General features: G+C 48.9%; 13 protein-coding genes. 4 read left to right on the top strand and 9 right to left on the bottom strand.

The annotated features are described in order from the left end of the window. Positions 1 to 198: 198 nt before the first annotated feature. Genes NST99_RS06495 through cysT form a run of 3 tightly spaced genes read right to left on the bottom strand, consistent with a single transcriptional unit; the run spans position 199 to position 2,875 of the window. Positions 199 to 1,263, bottom strand: coding sequence for a sulfate/molybdate ABC transporter ATP-binding protein (locus tag NST99_RS06495; protein ID WP_341097579.1), 1,065 nt, complete (start codon positions 1,261 to 1,263; stop codon positions 199 to 201). A 2-nt stretch (positions 1,264 to 1,265) separates the two neighbouring features. Next, positions 1,266 to 2,063 carry a sulfate ABC transporter permease subunit gene (locus NST99_RS06490; protein ID WP_038587126.1) on the bottom strand — a complete coding sequence of 266 codons (798 nt, stop codon included), beginning with the start codon at positions 2,061 to 2,063 and terminating at the stop codon, positions 1,266 to 1,268. Further along, positions 2,060 to 2,875 carry a sulfate ABC transporter permease subunit CysT gene (gene cysT / locus NST99_RS06485; RefSeq protein ID WP_341090478.1) on the bottom strand — a complete coding sequence of 272 codons (816 nt, stop codon included), beginning with the start codon at positions 2,873 to 2,875 and terminating at the stop codon, positions 2,060 to 2,062. The genes NST99_RS06490 and cysT overlap by 4 nt, the downstream gene beginning before the upstream one ends. A 198-nt stretch (positions 2,876 to 3,073) precedes the next feature. Between cysT and NST99_RS06480 the strand changes: the two genes are divergently transcribed. Next, positions 3,074 to 3,475, top strand: a complete 402-nt coding sequence (locus NST99_RS06480; protein WP_076111178.1) for a secondary thiamine-phosphate synthase enzyme YjbQ — start codon at positions 3,074 to 3,076, stop codon at positions 3,473 to 3,475. Positions 3,476 to 3,635: 160 nt separating this feature from the next. Here the strand turns inward: NST99_RS06480 and NST99_RS06475 are convergent, their stop codons facing one another. The 3 genes from NST99_RS06475 to NST99_RS06465 all read right to left on the bottom strand — a co-directional run bounded on the left by NST99_RS06475 (position 3,636) and on the right by NST99_RS06465 (position 6,334). After that, positions 3,636 to 4,217: a TetR/AcrR family transcriptional regulator gene (locus NST99_RS06475; protein WP_341090476.1), complete on the bottom strand. Its 582-nt coding sequence runs from the start codon at positions 4,215 to 4,217 to the stop codon at positions 3,636 to 3,638. 3 nt (positions 4,218 to 4,220) lie between these two features. Continuing rightward, entirely contained in the window at positions 4,221 to 4,853 is a 633-nt protein-coding gene (locus NST99_RS06470) for a YigZ family protein (protein WP_038587115.1), read from the bottom strand. Between the two features lie 125 nt (positions 4,854 to 4,978). Continuing rightward, entirely contained in the window at positions 4,979 to 6,334 is a 1,356-nt protein-coding gene (locus tag NST99_RS06465) for a glucose-6-phosphate isomerase (RefSeq protein WP_341090475.1), read from the bottom strand. Positions 6,335 to 6,627: 293 nt separating this feature from the next. Between NST99_RS06465 and NST99_RS06460 the strand changes: the two genes are divergently transcribed. Together NST99_RS06460 and NST99_RS06455 are read left to right on the top strand one after the other, a co-directional pair. Then, positions 6,628 to 7,530: an NAD(P)-dependent oxidoreductase gene (locus NST99_RS06460; protein WP_341090474.1), complete on the top strand. Its 903-nt coding sequence runs from the start codon at positions 6,628 to 6,630 to the stop codon at positions 7,528 to 7,530. A 199-nt stretch (positions 7,531 to 7,729) separates the two neighbouring features. Further along, entirely contained in the window at positions 7,730 to 8,215 is a 486-nt protein-coding gene (locus tag NST99_RS06455) for a GNAT family N-acetyltransferase (protein ID WP_341090473.1), read from the top strand. 121 nt (positions 8,216 to 8,336) lie between these two features. Here NST99_RS06455 and ppnP read toward each other — a convergent pair whose 3' ends face one another. Continuing rightward, entirely contained in the window at positions 8,337 to 8,654 is a 318-nt protein-coding gene (ppnP, locus tag NST99_RS06450; RefSeq protein WP_038587105.1) for a pyrimidine/purine nucleoside phosphorylase, read from the bottom strand. A 34-nt stretch (positions 8,655 to 8,688) separates the two neighbouring features. Beyond that, the gene (gene tkt, locus NST99_RS06445; protein ID WP_341090471.1) at positions 8,689 to 10,737 is read right to left on the bottom strand and encodes a transketolase; all 2,049 of its coding nucleotides are present in this window, start codon (positions 10,735 to 10,737) and stop codon (positions 8,689 to 8,691) included. 402 nt (positions 10,738 to 11,139) lie between these two features. Here tkt and NST99_RS06440 point away from each other — a divergent pair, with 402 nt between their 5' ends. After that, positions 11,140 to 11,781 carry a hypothetical protein gene (locus NST99_RS06440; RefSeq protein WP_341090469.1) on the top strand — a complete coding sequence of 214 codons (642 nt, stop codon included), beginning with the start codon at positions 11,140 to 11,142 and terminating at the stop codon, positions 11,779 to 11,781. Between the two features lie 30 nt (positions 11,782 to 11,811). Here the strand turns inward: NST99_RS06440 and NST99_RS06435 are convergent, their stop codons facing one another. Continuing rightward, the gene (locus NST99_RS06435; protein WP_341090467.1) at positions 11,812 to 15,264 is read right to left on the bottom strand and encodes a glycoside hydrolase family 78 protein; all 3,453 of its coding nucleotides are present in this window, start codon (positions 15,262 to 15,264) and stop codon (positions 11,812 to 11,814) included. Between the last annotated feature and the right edge of the window lie 147 nt (positions 15,265 to 15,411).

The raw sequence follows: 15,411 nt of genomic DNA, 5'->3' as shown, positions 1-15,411 counted from the left end.
GTTCCAAAGTTCCCCTCCGTTGCTTTCACCCGTTATTGTTGGCTAAAGTTCATCTTACTTCATCGCGGGCGCTATCGCTTCTTCCGCTCCAGCTCTCCTCTTGCCGCCTGACAACAGATTGTTAAACCCTGTTTTTTATTTAATAGAAACTGCACCGTCCTGCTGCGGACGGTTAATGATATAAAATCTAGTGAGTGATTAAATGAATACAGGCATCGGGTCTTCCTTCAGCCCGTTCTCCTGAATCCAGCTCCGCTCATCATTAAACAAATAGGCGCGGTGGACAAGCACGGCGATCTCCTGGCCCGGCTGCAAGGTTTCCTTCTCCAGTGAACGGTAGGTCACCAGCTTGTGGCCGTTCACTTCCACCTCTACCAGCCATTCGCTGCCGCGGAAATGCAGATGCTTCACGACACCTTGCTCCGTGGCCGAAGCCATTTTAAATTCATTCAGATGGCCCACTTCGATATACTCGGGGCGGATCAAGGCTTTGGTCGGCTTGCCGCCGCCCGCATTCTTAAAGCCCTTCAGCTCGGAGGCGCTTTCGATCAGTGTAGACTCGCCGATAAAGGTGGCCACAAACGGCGTCTTCGGCTCCTTGTAAATATCCCAAGGCGTGCCTTTCTGCTCCAGCCGGCCTTGGTTGATGATCATGATCTCATCGGCCACTTCTATCGCTTCGTCCTGGTCATGTGTAACGAAGATGGAGGTGATCCCGACACGCTCGATCAGCTCGCGCAGCCAGGAACGCAGCTCCTGGCGGATCTTCGCGTCAATCGCCGCGAACGGCTCATCCAGCAACAGCAGCTGCGGCTCAGGCGCAAGCGCCCGGGCAAAAGCCACCCGCTGGCGCTGGCCGCCGGAGAGCTGATGGGGATACCGTTTCTCGAACCCCTTCAGTCCTGTGAGCTCCACCAATTCCATAACACGGTTCTGGATCGTATTTTTGTTAACTTTTTTCACCTTAAGACCAAAAGCGATATTCTCATAAACGGTCATGTGCTTGAACAGTGCATAGTTCTGGAAAACAAAGCCGATTTCCCGCTCCTGCGGCGGAAGATTGTTCACCGCCCGGCCGTGAAAAATGATTTCACCGCTGTCTGGTGTCTCCAGTCCTGCCAGCATGCGCAGAATCGAGGTTTTGCCGCCCCCGCTGGGCCCGAGCAGCCCGATCAGATGACCTTTGGTAATCCCGAAACCAACGTCCTTGACGGCATGAAAATCCCCAAAATGTTTATTCAGACCCCGAACCTCGACATGCATACCTAATGCACTCCCTTTCTTCTCTTGCTCCATTCCATCAGCAGCAGCAGACCCGCGGAAAATGCGGCCAGCACCAGCGCTATCCCGCCCGCAGCCGTTACATTGAAATTCTCGACATCCTGGTAGACCAGGGTGGTCGCGGTCTGGGTCTTGTTCATGATGTTGCCGGAAACGACAAGCACCGCACCAAATTCACCAAGCGAGCGCGCAACCGTTAGAATTACACCATAGATTACCGCCCAGCGGATCGACGGCCAGGTCACCTTCCAAAATGTTGTCCAGCCATAGGCTCCAAGCGTTGAAGCCGCCTCTTCCTGCTGTGAACCGATCTCCTGGAGCACCGGCATCACTTCACGCACCATTAAAGGGAAGGTTACAAAGAGCGTAGCAATGACCATCCCGGGAAAAGCGTACACAATCTTCAGTCCGATTTGTTCGAAGATTGACCCCAAAGCGCTGTCCGGGCCCAGCAGCAGCACAATCATCAGCCCGCCGATAACCGGAGATACCGCATAGGGCAAATCTACAATGCTGTTTAGCAGCCCTTTTACCCGTTTCCCCAGCCAGTTTGCCCGCACCAGATAAAGAGCCATCATAATGCCAAACAGCGTGTTCAGCAGCGTAACGACAACTACGACAAACCCGGTCATCATCAGTGCATGCAGCGCCTCCGGTCTGCTCAGGGCGGCCCAGAAGCCGCCGAAGCCTTCACTGAAGGCCCCCATGGCCATCTTGCCCAGCGGCGCAGCAATCAGCAGGAAAAATACTAGGTAAGTTAGTCCAATCCATAATTTTCTCATGACCGTCCCCCCCGCATCTGCAGCAGATTGATCATCCAGAGAATAAGAAAGGACAACGTCAACAGAATGATGGAAACCGCAGCAGCCCCCACCGGATTATCACTCTCCACTTCCCCGAAAATAAAAACGGAAGAGACGAGTGTACGGCCCGGAATATTGCCTGCTACCAATACAACCGCTCCGAACTCCGCAAGCGCACGTGAGAAGGCCAGCATCCCGCCGCTGATCATCCCCGGTGCCATGGAGGGCAGAATGACCTGCCTGAATACGCGGCTGCTTTTGGCTCCCATCGTATAAGCCGCTTCTTCCTCGGAAGGGTCAAGCTCCTCCAGCAGCGGCTGAACCGCACGGATTACGAAGGGGAAAGTTACAAAAACCATAGCGATTACAATCGCCGGTTGATGAAACACAATTTCAAAGCCCAGCGCCTCCGCGAGCCCGCCAATCAGGCTGCCTGGACCCAGCAGCAGGAGAATCATCAGTCCACCTACTGCTGTTGGCAGGGCAAAAGGCAGATCAACAAGACTGTTCAACAGTGCCTTGCCGGGGAATTGATAACGTATAAGGACCCAGGCAATCATCGTGCCGAGTACAACATTAATAACTGTGGCAATAACGGCCAGTTTTAAGGTCAAGAAGACCGACTTCCAGGCAATTGGGTCGCTTATCGCTTCAGCAAAACTGCCGAACCCTAGCGAAAATGAATTGTAATAGACGCCCAGTATAGGCAAAACGATAAGAATTACGAAATACAACAGTATAGTTGAGCGAAATCCCCAAGTCCAACCCTTGTGTCTAAGCAGCGAATTCAAGTTATAAGTCCCCCCACCTCCGGCTTACCGGTCGGTTTACTTGCCTTTATACCCATAATTATTCCTATTAATATACTTGGTTTAATATTATCACTACTTTACCAAATGCCTCTGGTATCGTCAATTACTTTCACAGACTTTTGGGGTAAAATATATTATCATTCCAACTTCTGCAGCACCGAAAGGAGATACAAACTAATGCTTCATACCATGGAGATCACGACCAGCAAGCGGGACGAATTGCGGGATATTACCCGCGAAGTTATTTCCTATGTTAAAAAGAGCGGTGTACAGAACGGGATTATCGTCGTGTATTGCCCGCATACCACCGCAGGAATTGCGATCAACGAAAATGCCGATCCCGACGTGAAGCACGATGTGCTGATGAGACTTGACGAAGTTTTTCCCTGGGAGCATCCCAACTACCGTCATGCGGAAGGAAATACCGCCGCTCATCTGAAATCGATTACGGCCGGTCCCTCACAGAGCATTATTATCCACGAAGGCGCACTACTGCTTGGACGCTGGCAGGGCATCTACTTCTGCGAGTTCGACGGGCCGAGACGGCGGCAGTGTTATCTGAAAATTGTCGAGGGGTAGGCAGACCCGAAAGTTATAGCTATTATTGTATAGAAAAAGCGGCTCCGCCAGTTTCGGGGATCCGCCTTCTATACAATGCATAGCCTCTATAACACTTTCGCCATGCAAAGTTATACCAATGCAACGTTCTAAAGTGTGAAGGGCTAGAAAAACAGTGTTTTTACAAACTGCGGCTTAGTACTTTGACATGTGTCAATGCGGCCACTTTGACATCATCGAAAGAAACTTTATCCTGAATGTAATAAGAAATGAATCCGTGAGCGGATAAAAACAAGGTTAATGGCACGCTCTGCCAATCCTCCGAAACATAACCCTCTTCCTTCATATGGCTGCGTACAATACTTGAGAATAACTCAAAACATCGTCCCTGTTCCGCTCGACAATAAGCAAGCAGCTCTTCATCCCGGATCATGAACATAATCTCATATTGGTAAGGATGATCCAGTCCGAAGCGGATAAACTCCATAATAAGCTGCTCCACCCGGGTCATTCCCGGTTCAGGCGGTTTGTTCATTGCTTCATTAAGCAGTGTTGCCACATGATTGAAATCCTCTACTACAATGGCGTAGAACAACTCCGCCTTTTCCTTGAAATGATAATAAAGAGAGCCGTGGCTATACCCCAAATGCTGACCGATGCTGCGCATGGAAATTGCCCGGTATCCTTTGGTGATAAACAGATGCCTTGCCGCCTCCAATATTCTTTCCCTCGACAACTCTCTCTCCACTGCTCTTCTTGCCATATCTTATTCCCCTTCGCTGTAGTAAAGCCGCCGCCCTTCAGTTACCAGGGATTGCCCCTCAGTAAGATCTGTTATCCATGCCTTAAATGCGTCGCCTTCATCATTTCGCGGGAGACACAGCAGTTTGACCTTATCTGTGAACGAAGTTTCTCCGGTCTTAATGCCTTTATTTCTCAGCTCATTTTCGACCTTGCCCAGCCAGGTGTACTCGATTTCCACGAATACTTCCCGCCTCAGCACACGGGTGATTACTTCTCCAGCTTCGAGTGCCAGCACTGCCCCATCCGTATACGCCCGGATAAGTCCTCCTGCTCCCAGCATGATGCCTCCAAAATAACGGGTAACAACAATTGCGACATTTTTAACACCTTGGTTGCGGATTACCTCCAAAATCGGTTTACCGGCCGTTCCACTCGGTTCCCCGTCATCCGATTGCCTCTGAATCTCGTCCCTCTCACCAATCGTATAAGCAGAGCAGTTATGTGTAGCATTCCAATGCTGCTTCTTGATGTTCTCGATAAATTGCACCGCTTCTTCTTCATTCTCCACCGGCATTACATGACCGATGAAGCGTGATTTACGGATTACGACTTCCCGGAAACCGGGAGAACGCACCGTCCGATATTGTTCCAGCATCCTTATTCCAGTCCTTACCTACGTATGATAACTTGATATAGTTTAGGAGCAGCCCCGGTATAGATTACCTATGGACTGCTCCCTGATGATTACTTAGTATGAATGTTCTGTGTTAGGCAATGGTACTACTCAGTAAGTCTGGCTTCGAGCTCAGCCTTTTCTTTCTCGTAACCCGGTTTGCCCAGCAGCGCGAACATATTTTTCTTGTATGCTTCTACGCCCGGTTGATCGAACGGGTTAACACCCAGCAGATATCCGCTGATACCGCAGGCTTTTTCAAAGAAATACACCAGATAACCGAAAGTATATGGCGTTTGATCAGGGATGGTAACGATCAGGTTCGGCACTTGTCCGTCCGTGTGCGCCAGCATGGTTCCCTGGAAAGCCTTCTTGTTAACGAAATCCATTGTCTTGCCGGTCAGGAAGTTCAGACCGTCCAGATCATCCGGGTCGTTCTCGATCGTTACATGATGCTCCACCTTCTCCACTTGGATAACTGTTTCAAAGATGTTGCGGTTACCCTCCTGAATGAATTGGCCCATCGAGTGCAAATCTGTGGAGAAGTCTACAGAAGAAGGATAGATTCCTTTGAAATCCTTGCCTTCGCTTTCGCCGTAAAGCTGTTTCCACCACTCAGATACAAAATGCAGCGACGGCTCGTAGTTCACGAGAATTTCCGTTGTTTTGCCTTTGCGGTATAGAGCGTTACGTACTGCAGCATATTGATAGCTCTGGTTAGTAGCCACGTCAGGGTTGTTGAACTCATCCGCTGCGGCTGCAGCCCCTTGCATCATTTCTTCGATATTGATTCCTGCTACGGCGATTGGCAGCAAGCCTACCGGCGTCAGCACGGAATAACGGCCGCCTACATCATCAGGAATAATAAACGACTCATAGCCTTCTTCATTCGCCAGCTTCTTGAGCGCGCCTTTCTCCTTATCAGTAGTAGCGTAGATACGTTTGCGTGCTTCTTCCTTGCCGTATTTCTTCTCCAGCGCTGCGCGGAAAATGCGGAAGGCAATAGCCGGTTCAGTGGTTGTTCCGGATTTGGAAATGACGTTCACGGAGAAGTCTTTGCCTTCTACAAGATCAAGCAGGTGCGTGATGTATGTAGAGCTGATATTGTTACCGGCAAAATAAACTTCCGGCGTTTTGCGTTGGTCCTTCGAAAGGTTATTGTAGAAGGAATGCGAAAGTGCTTCAATGGCAGCACGTGCGCCCAGATACGAACCGCCGATACCGATAACGATGAGTACATCGGAATCACTTTGAATTTTCTTGGCAGCTTGTTGAATACGTGCGAACTCTTCCTTGTCATAGGCTGTAGGCAGATCAATCCAGCCAAGGTAGTCGGAACCTGCGCCACTCTTGTTGTGAAGCTGTTCATGAGCCAATTTCACGGGAGCGGCAAAATAATCGATCTCTTGCTGGCTGAAGAAGGAAAGAGCTTTGGTGTAGTCAAAATTAATCTTCTTGGACATCGGTAATGGTAACCTCCTGTTTATCTCTTTAGATTTGACACCGTTTGTTACAACTTTATAATTAGGATACTTTAAATCGCCTTGACTGGCAAGGTCTTAAGGCACATCCCCGGCTTTAGAACCATGTTTTTGGAAGTTTCATGGAAGCGTTTGCCGTGTAATCATGGGAGCCTCTCCTGTGGAACAAGCCCGGGTGCCGTGATAGAATGTAGAAAAACATGGCTAAAGAATCTGAGCCGGGAACTACAGGTTCAATTTCTATAGTTATCTCAAAGAGCGAAGGTGGAAATGGAATGAAACAGATCGGCTTTATTGGACTCGGTACAATGGGAGCCCCCATGGCTTCCAACCTTCTGCGCGGCGGTTTTCAGGTTACGGTATATAATCGTACAGCCTCTAAATGCGAGCCTCTCGTTACAGAAGGCGCGTTGAGTGCATCTACTCCGCAGGACGCCGCAGAGGGTAAGGATGTTATTATGACCATGATCAGCAATGATGATTCGATCCGGGAAGTATTCTACGGCCAGGGCGGCATTCTGGAGGCCCTTAAACCGGGAGCCGTTATCATCGATTCCAGTACGATCTCACCCGGACTGGTGCGGGAAATCGCAGCAGCGGTGGAAGAACGCGGCGGAAAATTCCTCGATGCGCCTGTCACCGGCAGCAAACCAGCGGCTGTCGAAGGCACGCTGGTATTCATGGTTGGCGGCAGCGCAGAGGTGATTGAAGAACACCGCGATATCTTCGACACGCTTGGCCGCAAGCTGCTGCACATGGGTGACAACGGCAGCGGTGCCGTTGCCAAGCTCGCCCATAATGCCATGGTCGGGATTCATAATGTCGCCCTCGCTGAAGGCTTCTCTATCGCCGTGAAATCAGGCGTTCCTGCGGACAAATTCCTTGAGCTCGTCCAGAACGGTTCAGCCGGCAGCAAGCAGGCAGAGCTCAAAGGCCGCAAAATCATCGAAAATGACTTCAGCAACCAATTCTCACTCGCATTAATGCTGAAGGACTTGAAGCTCGCCTCCTCGCTCAGCGATCTCACAGGTGTGCCTTCACCGATGCTTGGCCTTGCCAAAAGTATGTTCCAAGCCGGATATACCCAAGGGTACGGTGATGAAGATCTCTCTGCTGTCGTCAAATGTTATGAAGAGTGGATCGGCCAGAAGATTGGCGCTGGCGCTAGCCAGGAGTAGAAATTTAATATAGCTGAATTTTCAGACGCAGCCGGAAGTACAGGCTGCGTCTGTTTTTGCTGTATGGCCGGGGTTGTCGCACCGCTCTCTGTGAGGCCGTTATTAACCTATTGTAAGGAATATCCATGCAGGAATCTGCCTGTCCATTGACGAATATTGATTGTGAAATTAAGTACATACCATTTCAAGGAGGAACCCCATGCTGAATATTCTTCCGGCTGACCCTTCAGATGCTCCGGTATTGGCTGAAATACAGAAAAGAACATTCGACGAAGATGCACTTAAGTATCGGAATAAAGCGGAAGACGGACCGCCAGGTTACGATTCCATTGCTTGGCAGGCAGAAATGATGAAGAAAGGCCATTATTTTAAGCTTCTTGCTGACGGCGTTATTATCGGCGGAATGATCGTATTCCCTGCTTCCGGGGAAGACGAATTCCTTCTCCTCCGGATCTTTATTGACCCCCTCCAGCAGAATCGCGGATTCGGACAGGAAGCATTTCATTTCCTCTTTGCCAGCTACCCAAGCGCGAAGAGATGGTCACTCGACACCCCTTCCTGGGCCATAAGAAATCATCACTTCTATAAGAAAATGGGATTCGTCCAGACCGGAGTAATCGGGGATCCTGACAGTCAAGACGCATTTTTTGAGTACGAGCGGATCAGCTCCAATATAACAGCATAAATCATCCCTTAAACGATCCAATACGGCAAAAGTGGCGTGAGGTTCCCTATCATTTTTCCAGTGAAGACAAAAAAAGAAGCCCCGCCATAAACGCGGGACTTCCAGGTTGAAGCACTTATTGTTACAGAATCGGGTAAGAACAGCAATAATCAGTTAAGCCGAATACTTCCAGTGCAAACTTGGAATTTCCGGGAACGTGGAACGTCTCCGCTCCTTTAATTTCCTTCCACACCTCTGTGCCGGGAAGCAGCACCTTCAGATCACCGGACAAAATTTCCATGGTCTCGGGACCATCCGTGCCGAATTCATACACACCAGGGAGCATAATGCCGAGTGTCACCTTAGTTCCGTCCTCCAAAATGACTGTACGGCTGGTAACTTTTCCATCGTAATAAATATTGGCTGCTTTTTGAATTGTCGCGTTGGTGAACTGACTCATGTGCTCATTCTCCCCCTTGTCCTTAATGCGTATATTATAGCAGGGCTTTTACGCGGCTGACTACATTTTCCACTGTGAAGCCATATTCTTTAATTACAGTATCGCCAGGTGCAGAAGCTCCGAAGGTTGTGATGCCCAGAATATCGCCTTGGTCACCTGTGTAACGTTCCCAGCCGAAGGTTTGCGCCATTTCGATCGCCAGACGAGCTTTTACTTCAGGCAGAATGACAGAATCCCGGTAGGCTTTATCCTGTTTCTCGAACAGATCCCAGCTCGGCAAGCTGATAACACGCACATCAATACCTTCTTCAGCAAGCGCTGCTTGTGCTTTTACAGCCAGCTGCACTTCAGAACCGGTAGCAATGATTTGTGCTTGCGGTGTGCCATTCTTGGAGTCGGAGACAACATATCCGCCGCGTTTGATATTATCGCGCACTCCTTCAACTGTACCAGGCAGGATTGGCAGGTTCTGGCGGGTAAGCACCAGCGCTACCGGATTCGAGGTGTTCTCCACTGCGTAGGCCCAAGCCGCGGAAGTTTCGTTGGCATCCGCCGGACGAATCACAGTAAGACCTGGAATAATGCGCAGGGAAGCCAGTTGTTCAATCGGCTCATGGGTAGGGCCGTCTTCGCCGACAGCAATACTGTCATGTGTCAGCACGTAGGTTACCGGCAGCTTCATGATCGAAGCCAGACGAACCGCAGGACGCAGGTAATCGGTGAATACGAAGAAGGTACCGCCGAATACTTTGAGACCGCTATGCAGTGCAATCCCGTTCATCGCTGCAGCCATACCGAACTCGCGTACGCCGAAGTAGATGTTGCGGCCGTCATAGGAGTCGGAAGTAAACTGTGTCAGGCCATTCAAATGTGTCATTGTCGAGCTCTCAAGGTCAGCGGAACCGCCCACCAATTGAGGAACACCGGCAGCAAGGGCGTTCAGTGCATTACCTGAAGCTACGCGGGTGGATACCGCTTTGTCTTCTGCTTTGAAGAATGGAAGCTTGGCATCCCAGCCTTCAGGCAGCTCGCCGCTGATTGCAGTTTCGAGCTGTGCTGCAAGCTCAGGGTAAGCCTTTTTGTAGGCAGCGAATTTTTCATCCCAAGCTTTGTTAGCCGCGATACCCTTTTCCTTCACTTCAGCAAAACGGGCGCGCACTTCGTCAGGTACATAGAAATCTTCTTCATATACCCATTTGTAGAAGTCTTTCGTAAGTTTCGCTTCGTCTGCACCGAGCGGGGAACCGTGAGTACCGCCATGGCCGCCTTTACCCTGTTTGTTCGGGCTTCCGTAGCCGATAACAGTCTTAACTTCGATAAGTGTCGGTTTGCTGCTGTCCGCTTGCGCTTCGGCAAGTGCTTTACCCAGCGCCGGAAGATCGTTGCCGTCTTCTACACGAAGAACCTGCCAGCCATACGCTTCAAAACGTTTAGCTACATTTTCGGAGAACGCAAGATTCAGCTTGCCGTCAAGGGAGATATCATTTGAATCGTACATTACAATCAATTTGCCCAGCTTGAGATGTCCTGCAAGCGATGCGGATTCGGAAGAAATTCCTTCCATCAAATCGCCGTCGCCACAGATTGCATACGTATAGTGGTCAATTACATTATGTTCATCTTTATTATAAGTAGCACCAAGCTGAGCTTCAGCCATAGCCATACCTACCGCCATACCGATACCTTGTCCAAGCGGACCCGTAGTAGCGTCAACACCGGCAGTGTGTCCGAATTCCGGATGGCCTGGTGTCAAGCTGCCCCATTGACGGAACTGCTTCAATTCTTCCATTGGCAGATCATATCCGCTGAGGTGCAGCAAGCTGTATAGCAGCATGGAGCCATGTCCTGCAGACAGTACAAAACGGTCACGGTTTACCCAAGTCGGGTGATCCGGGTTGTGGTTCATTGTTTTCGCGAACAGCTGGTAGCCCATTGGGGCTGAACCCATCGGCATTCCTGGATGTCCGGAATTGGCTTTTTCAATTGCATCGATTGCCAAAGTACGGATGGTTGTGATGGCCAGGTTATCCACCGTTGAATTTTCTTCTTTGTGGATCGCTTGTTCTTTTGCCTGTTCTGTCATTACAATAATCCTCCTCTAAATCAAGAATGTCATTTTGACTATTATTGTATCACTAATGTGGAAGCAATTCCAATTGTTTTTGTAAACTCTAGGTTTCAACAGCTTATATTTTGTATCTCCCAAACATCCTATACCTGATTTCCCCCAAAACAAATAATACTTGCATCTTGAAGCATGAACCCTAGCGGCTCTTATGTAAAAAAAATGCTATGCTAACTGGCGGTAGCATTCTGATAAGCGTTTAAGGTGAAGTTTTAACTTATGTCAACTTAGCCTTTGGTCCAGTTTTGAGTTAAGACTAAAGTTTGTTTTACAAAGCTGGATTATACAGTAAGATGAAGATACTTCAATTAACGGTTTAACCGGATGATACAATACTTCCAGAAGAAAGGAATTTCGAACATGACCGCAAATAGAGATATCTATATTGTGCTTACCGGGACGGGTACCGCCTTCAGCGGATTAATCAAATGGTTTACGAAAGCTGAGCTGAATCATGCTTCGATCGCCTTTGACAGTGAATTGCGCGAGGTATACAGCTTTGGAAGAAAAAAAATGTACAACCCGTTTGTTGCGGGGCTCATTCACGAGAACTTTATCGACCCCTTTTACAGCAGTGCGAATTGTGCAATCTATCAGCTCAGAGTCAGCAATACGGAATACGAGACGATGTACAACCATGTGCAGGGCATGATGCAGCATCAAGAGCGCTATAAATACCATCTCCTGGGCCTGATTGGAGTCCTGCTGAATATAAAAATAGACAGGGAGGACGCTTATTTTTGTTCCCATTTTGTCGCCTCCTTGTTTGAAGAAATTACGTTTCAGCCTGTAGATAAGCCCTCTTGCTTCGTGACGCCTGAAGATTTCGCCTCATCGCTGTGCGCTCATAAAATTTACAGCGGCAAACTGTCCTACTATATGCGCAGAACACAAAGATCTTACATAACCCAGGGAACGAAAAACGGATCTGCTGCTTCAACTGCCTCGCTAGGTTCAAGAATGTTAAGAGCAGCAGAAGAACGAGCCGAGGGAATCGTCTAACGATTATCCCTCCGCCCGTCCGGTTTTGTTTTATTTTATCCGGTGATTCTGAAAATATTCGGTCCATTCCCCCATGATAGTTACTGTCACAGTATCCGTTTTGGTATTAAACTCATTTTTAGCGGTAAAAGTGAACGCAACCGGACCATCCGGCAGCTTTTCAAAAGCGGGATCATACAGTTCGCCAGTCCACAGCGTTCTGTCGCTGTTCACCGGACTCAGTTGAATCGTGTAGCCACCCGTCATGGTCACATCAACCGTATCTGGCATACCCGTGGTTTTTGCCTCAAGCACAAAACTCTCTCCCGCCCAAAAGATGTTGTAGCCCCGCGGACTCTCCGCATTCCCGCTCTTTTTTAAATTATAAGCTTGCCTATTCTTGTTCCACTCCCCTGTGTGCTGCACTCCGCCCTTGACCGTCAGCAGATTGACCATAAAATATTTACGTGGGGAAACGTTACTCCAGCTGAAGCCATCATACGCCTCTACCTCCACTGCATACTTCTGATTTTCTGCCAGGATTCCTGCCGGGATCTGCCACTGCTTCGCACTTGAAGTCTGTTCCCCCGACTGTACAGTCACAGCTCCGGTCGTAAGATTAATGATTCGCACTTTATACTGCTGCTGCAGATCTCCATCCTCGTCCTGGTATTCCCACTTCATAATTGGTGTTAGCGTATTGACTACCGTTGGACTCGCCTGACTGCTGCTGGTCGGGTACGTAATGTTAACCGTAGGCAGCCGATTGGCCACAGTGATGGACTGCGTCAATTCCCGGTACAGCCCCAGGGAGTCAGTCACTACCTGCCGCAGCGTAAAGGTGCCATTCGTGGTGAACTGCTTACTGAAATTGCCCTGGGCGCTGGCTAAGCTCTCCGTTCCGCCAGCCGGCTTCAGATAATACTTATGGCTAATGCTGTCGCCCTTCACGATATCCAGATCTGTCGCCTTGTCCTGTATGTTCAAGATATCCGTCCGGTAGATTGGGACCTGCGCTGCATTACGTCCCGTGTCCGTCAGCAAGGTGAAACCCGGCTGCGGCGGATTGTCGAGGATGAAGGCTTTCTCATTCGAAATTTCCGACCAAGAACCTTTGGAGTATGCTCGGCCGTACAGATAAAAGTATACGAACCGCTCAAAAGTCGGGTTCGGAATCTGATACTGCCGCAGCGTGCCGGTGGGATCATTGTTTTGAATGGTTTTAACTAATGATCCGTCCTTGTCATAAAACTCTAATAAATACTTCTCTTGCGCGTCGTTCTCCGGATCGGAGTATGTCCACTTCACTAGCGGATCTCCCAGCAGCTGCGCATCAATGATGGAAGGACTTGCTGCCGTCCCTACCGGAGTGGTGAGTGTCAGCGCTGGCGGCAGATTTGGAATAACACTGACCTCCAAGGTGGCGATATTGGACTTCGCCCCAATCTGGTCAATCGCCCAGTGCTCAAAACGGTAGGTACCTGTCTCTGGAAAACTCACCTCTACATTCGGGGTCGCATAGCTCTTCATTTGGCCGCTGCTGTCCGTAACATTCCAGTAATACCGAAGTGTGTGCTGATCCGCTGTATCTTCGTCTACGTCCCCTGAATTGAATGTAAGTGTGTCATCCTGATAAACTTGTGTCTTCCCGATAATCTTCGCTGTTGGAATATGATTCAGCACGGTGAACGCCCGGGAAACTGTTGAACTCAGCGATCCGTCAGATACGGTTAGCTTCATCTCCCATCGATCCGAGATGGATTGTTTGGGCGAAAGACTGTTCGCGTTAATTAGATTTTGCATGACCACAGTCTGATTTCGATTGGTCCCTACAGCATAATATGGACCTTCACGGTTCGCTGTTTTCCAAACATAGGACAAGCTGTCACCGTCCTTGTCCGGATCTGGAGTCAAGTTTTCTAGGGCAATAACGGTATCCCGGTATACCTCCGAAGGCATATTGAAGTCAGCAATCGGGGGATGATTCATTACCGTCACGCTCTGGCTGTAAGGCTCAGACCATAATCCGCGGTTATCGCGTACTTTTAAGGTCAGTTGATAACTTCCTACTCCATAGCTGGCGATATTCGGTGGTGTACTAGCTCCACCGGTATAGGACCATACCGTCTGAGAACCATTTTTCACGACGGACCATTGATAGGTATCCAGTGGGTCATTGTCGGGATCAAAGGATTTGTCGGTGACCGTGGTTGCCTTCCGGTAGGAAACGGTGCTCGGCTCTACGGTAAACAGTGCTACCGGAGGCAGGTTCCCCGCCGCTGTGCCAACCGTGCGTACACACCAGTCACTCCACACACCCAAAGCATTTTCTCCGTCTATGTCTCGTACCCGCAGGCGGATAACATAGTTTTCGGTAGATGATAACGTCCCTGAAGGAGTACCATCTTTCCATAGCTCTTCGTCACCTTTTTTATATTGCCACTGCCGCTGTGTTACCCCCTTATCCACTCTGGAGATATGATCGGAGTCAAAGGAACTGTCGGTGATCTGCAAAGCTCCTCCGACTAATTTAGCAGTGAATAAGGCAATCGGCTTGCGGTGTACCTGGAAGGAAAGCTTCGTAAAGTTGTCACTGCCCCACATACGGTATTCACTGAATCGATTATCCGCCGTTGGCGTATCCTTGGGCTGATAGGTAACGACATAGTAACCAGTGAATGGAAAGGAATCATACGGCGAATTCCGCCAGGCTCCGGAATCAGCAAGCAGTCCCATACTGTTGTCAAAATAATCGGGATTATGCTGGTACTTAAAGCGCTCCGCGTATTTGGCATCCCCCTCATAATCGCTGTATGATGTGCTGTTCTGGATTTGGCTATTAATAAGCACGAATGCACTACGTTTTAACCGTTGCCTCACTTTAAAGGACATCGAAGCAGAGGCTGAAGCATTTGAGGGATCGACCGCCTTCACAATTACCCTGTAGTCTCCTGGAGGTATCGCATCCTCCAGAACATCAATAGGGATCGAAAACGCTTTGGTATTATGTGCTTTGGGCACGATAATTTTCTTGTACAACACATTAGGGACTTCTACACTAACGGTAACATCATTATTATCCGCATCCTGTACATAGCCCTCCACATTAAGAAGACTTTTACCCGCATCATTTTGCAGCGTTTGGCCACCTGGTGTTGTGAGTGACAAAGTAGGCGTTGAGTTGACTACCAGATCAAAATTCATAACTTTCCTTATTCTAAAAGTTCTAGAATGATTGTAATCAGCTACATCATTCTGCAAGCTTACCTCAACTTCCATTTGTTTTGGTGGGTTGACGATTCGCTTTTGGACCCCCGGATATTCGGCTTCATATTCTTTGAAAGGATCATGACTATCATGTAGAATATCCACCATCGTATCTACTTCTCGTTCATTTTGCTCTGGTGGTTTTTTTTCCGGGAGATAATCTTGAGTGGTAGTAAAATGCATTTCATCCGCTGGATTGTACCAAGGGTAATCCGGAAGATCATCTCTAATCCCCATATACATACCGAACTGAACCTGGTTTCCTATATACATATCTCTAGAAATATTTGTTCTCCTTGCCCGATACTGGGCGGGAAGAATTCTATAATTAAATTCTTTAGTGATTTTATTAAACGTTATATTTGTAAACGTTGTCTCGGATGC

Origin of the sequence: Paenibacillus sp. FSL L8-0470 (assembly GCF_038008625.1) — a bacterium.
Lineage (GTDB): Bacteria > Bacillota > Bacilli > Paenibacillales > Paenibacillaceae > Paenibacillus_AQ.
Note: the sequence above shows the minus strand (reverse complement) of the source record. Positions and strands in the feature narration are given on the sequence as shown.

What these genes read in the sequence shown, in the direction of transcription:
- NST99_RS06460 (WP_341090474.1), top strand. Translation starts at nt 6,628, where the DNA reads ATGAAACAGATCGGCTTTATTGGACTCGGTACAATGGGAGCCCCCATG.
- tkt (WP_341090471.1), bottom strand. Translation starts at nt 10,737, where the DNA reads ATGACAGAACAGGCAAAAGAACAAGCGATCCACAAAGAAGAAAATTCA.
- NST99_RS06455 (WP_341090473.1), top strand. Translation starts at nt 7,730, where the DNA reads ATGCTGAATATTCTTCCGGCTGACCCTTCAGATGCTCCGGTATTGGCT.
- NST99_RS06490 (WP_038587126.1), bottom strand. Translation starts at nt 2,063, where the DNA reads ATGAGAAAATTATGGATTGGACTAACTTACCTAGTATTTTTCCTGCTG.
- NST99_RS06495 (WP_341097579.1), bottom strand. Translation starts at nt 1,263, where the DNA reads ATGCATGTCGAGGTTCGGGGTCTGAATAAACATTTTGGGGATTTTCAT.
- ppnP (WP_038587105.1), bottom strand. Translation starts at nt 8,654, where the DNA reads ATGAGTCAGTTCACCAACGCGACAATTCAAAAAGCAGCCAATATTTAT.
- NST99_RS06470 (WP_038587115.1), bottom strand. Translation starts at nt 4,853, where the DNA reads ATGCTGGAACAATATCGGACGGTGCGTTCTCCCGGTTTCCGGGAAGTC.
- NST99_RS06480 (WP_076111178.1), top strand. Translation starts at nt 3,074, where the DNA reads ATGCTTCATACCATGGAGATCACGACCAGCAAGCGGGACGAATTGCGG.
- NST99_RS06435 (WP_341090467.1), bottom strand. Translation starts at nt 15,264, where the DNA reads ATGGGGATTAGAGATGATCTTCCGGATTACCCTTGGTACAATCCAGCG.
- NST99_RS06475 (WP_341090476.1), bottom strand. Translation starts at nt 4,217, where the DNA reads ATGGCAAGAAGAGCAGTGGAGAGAGAGTTGTCGAGGGAAAGAATATTG.
- NST99_RS06465 (WP_341090475.1), bottom strand. Translation starts at nt 6,334, where the DNA reads ATGTCCAAGAAGATTAATTTTGACTACACCAAAGCTCTTTCCTTCTTC.
- NST99_RS06440 (WP_341090469.1), top strand. Translation starts at nt 11,140, where the DNA reads ATGACCGCAAATAGAGATATCTATATTGTGCTTACCGGGACGGGTACC.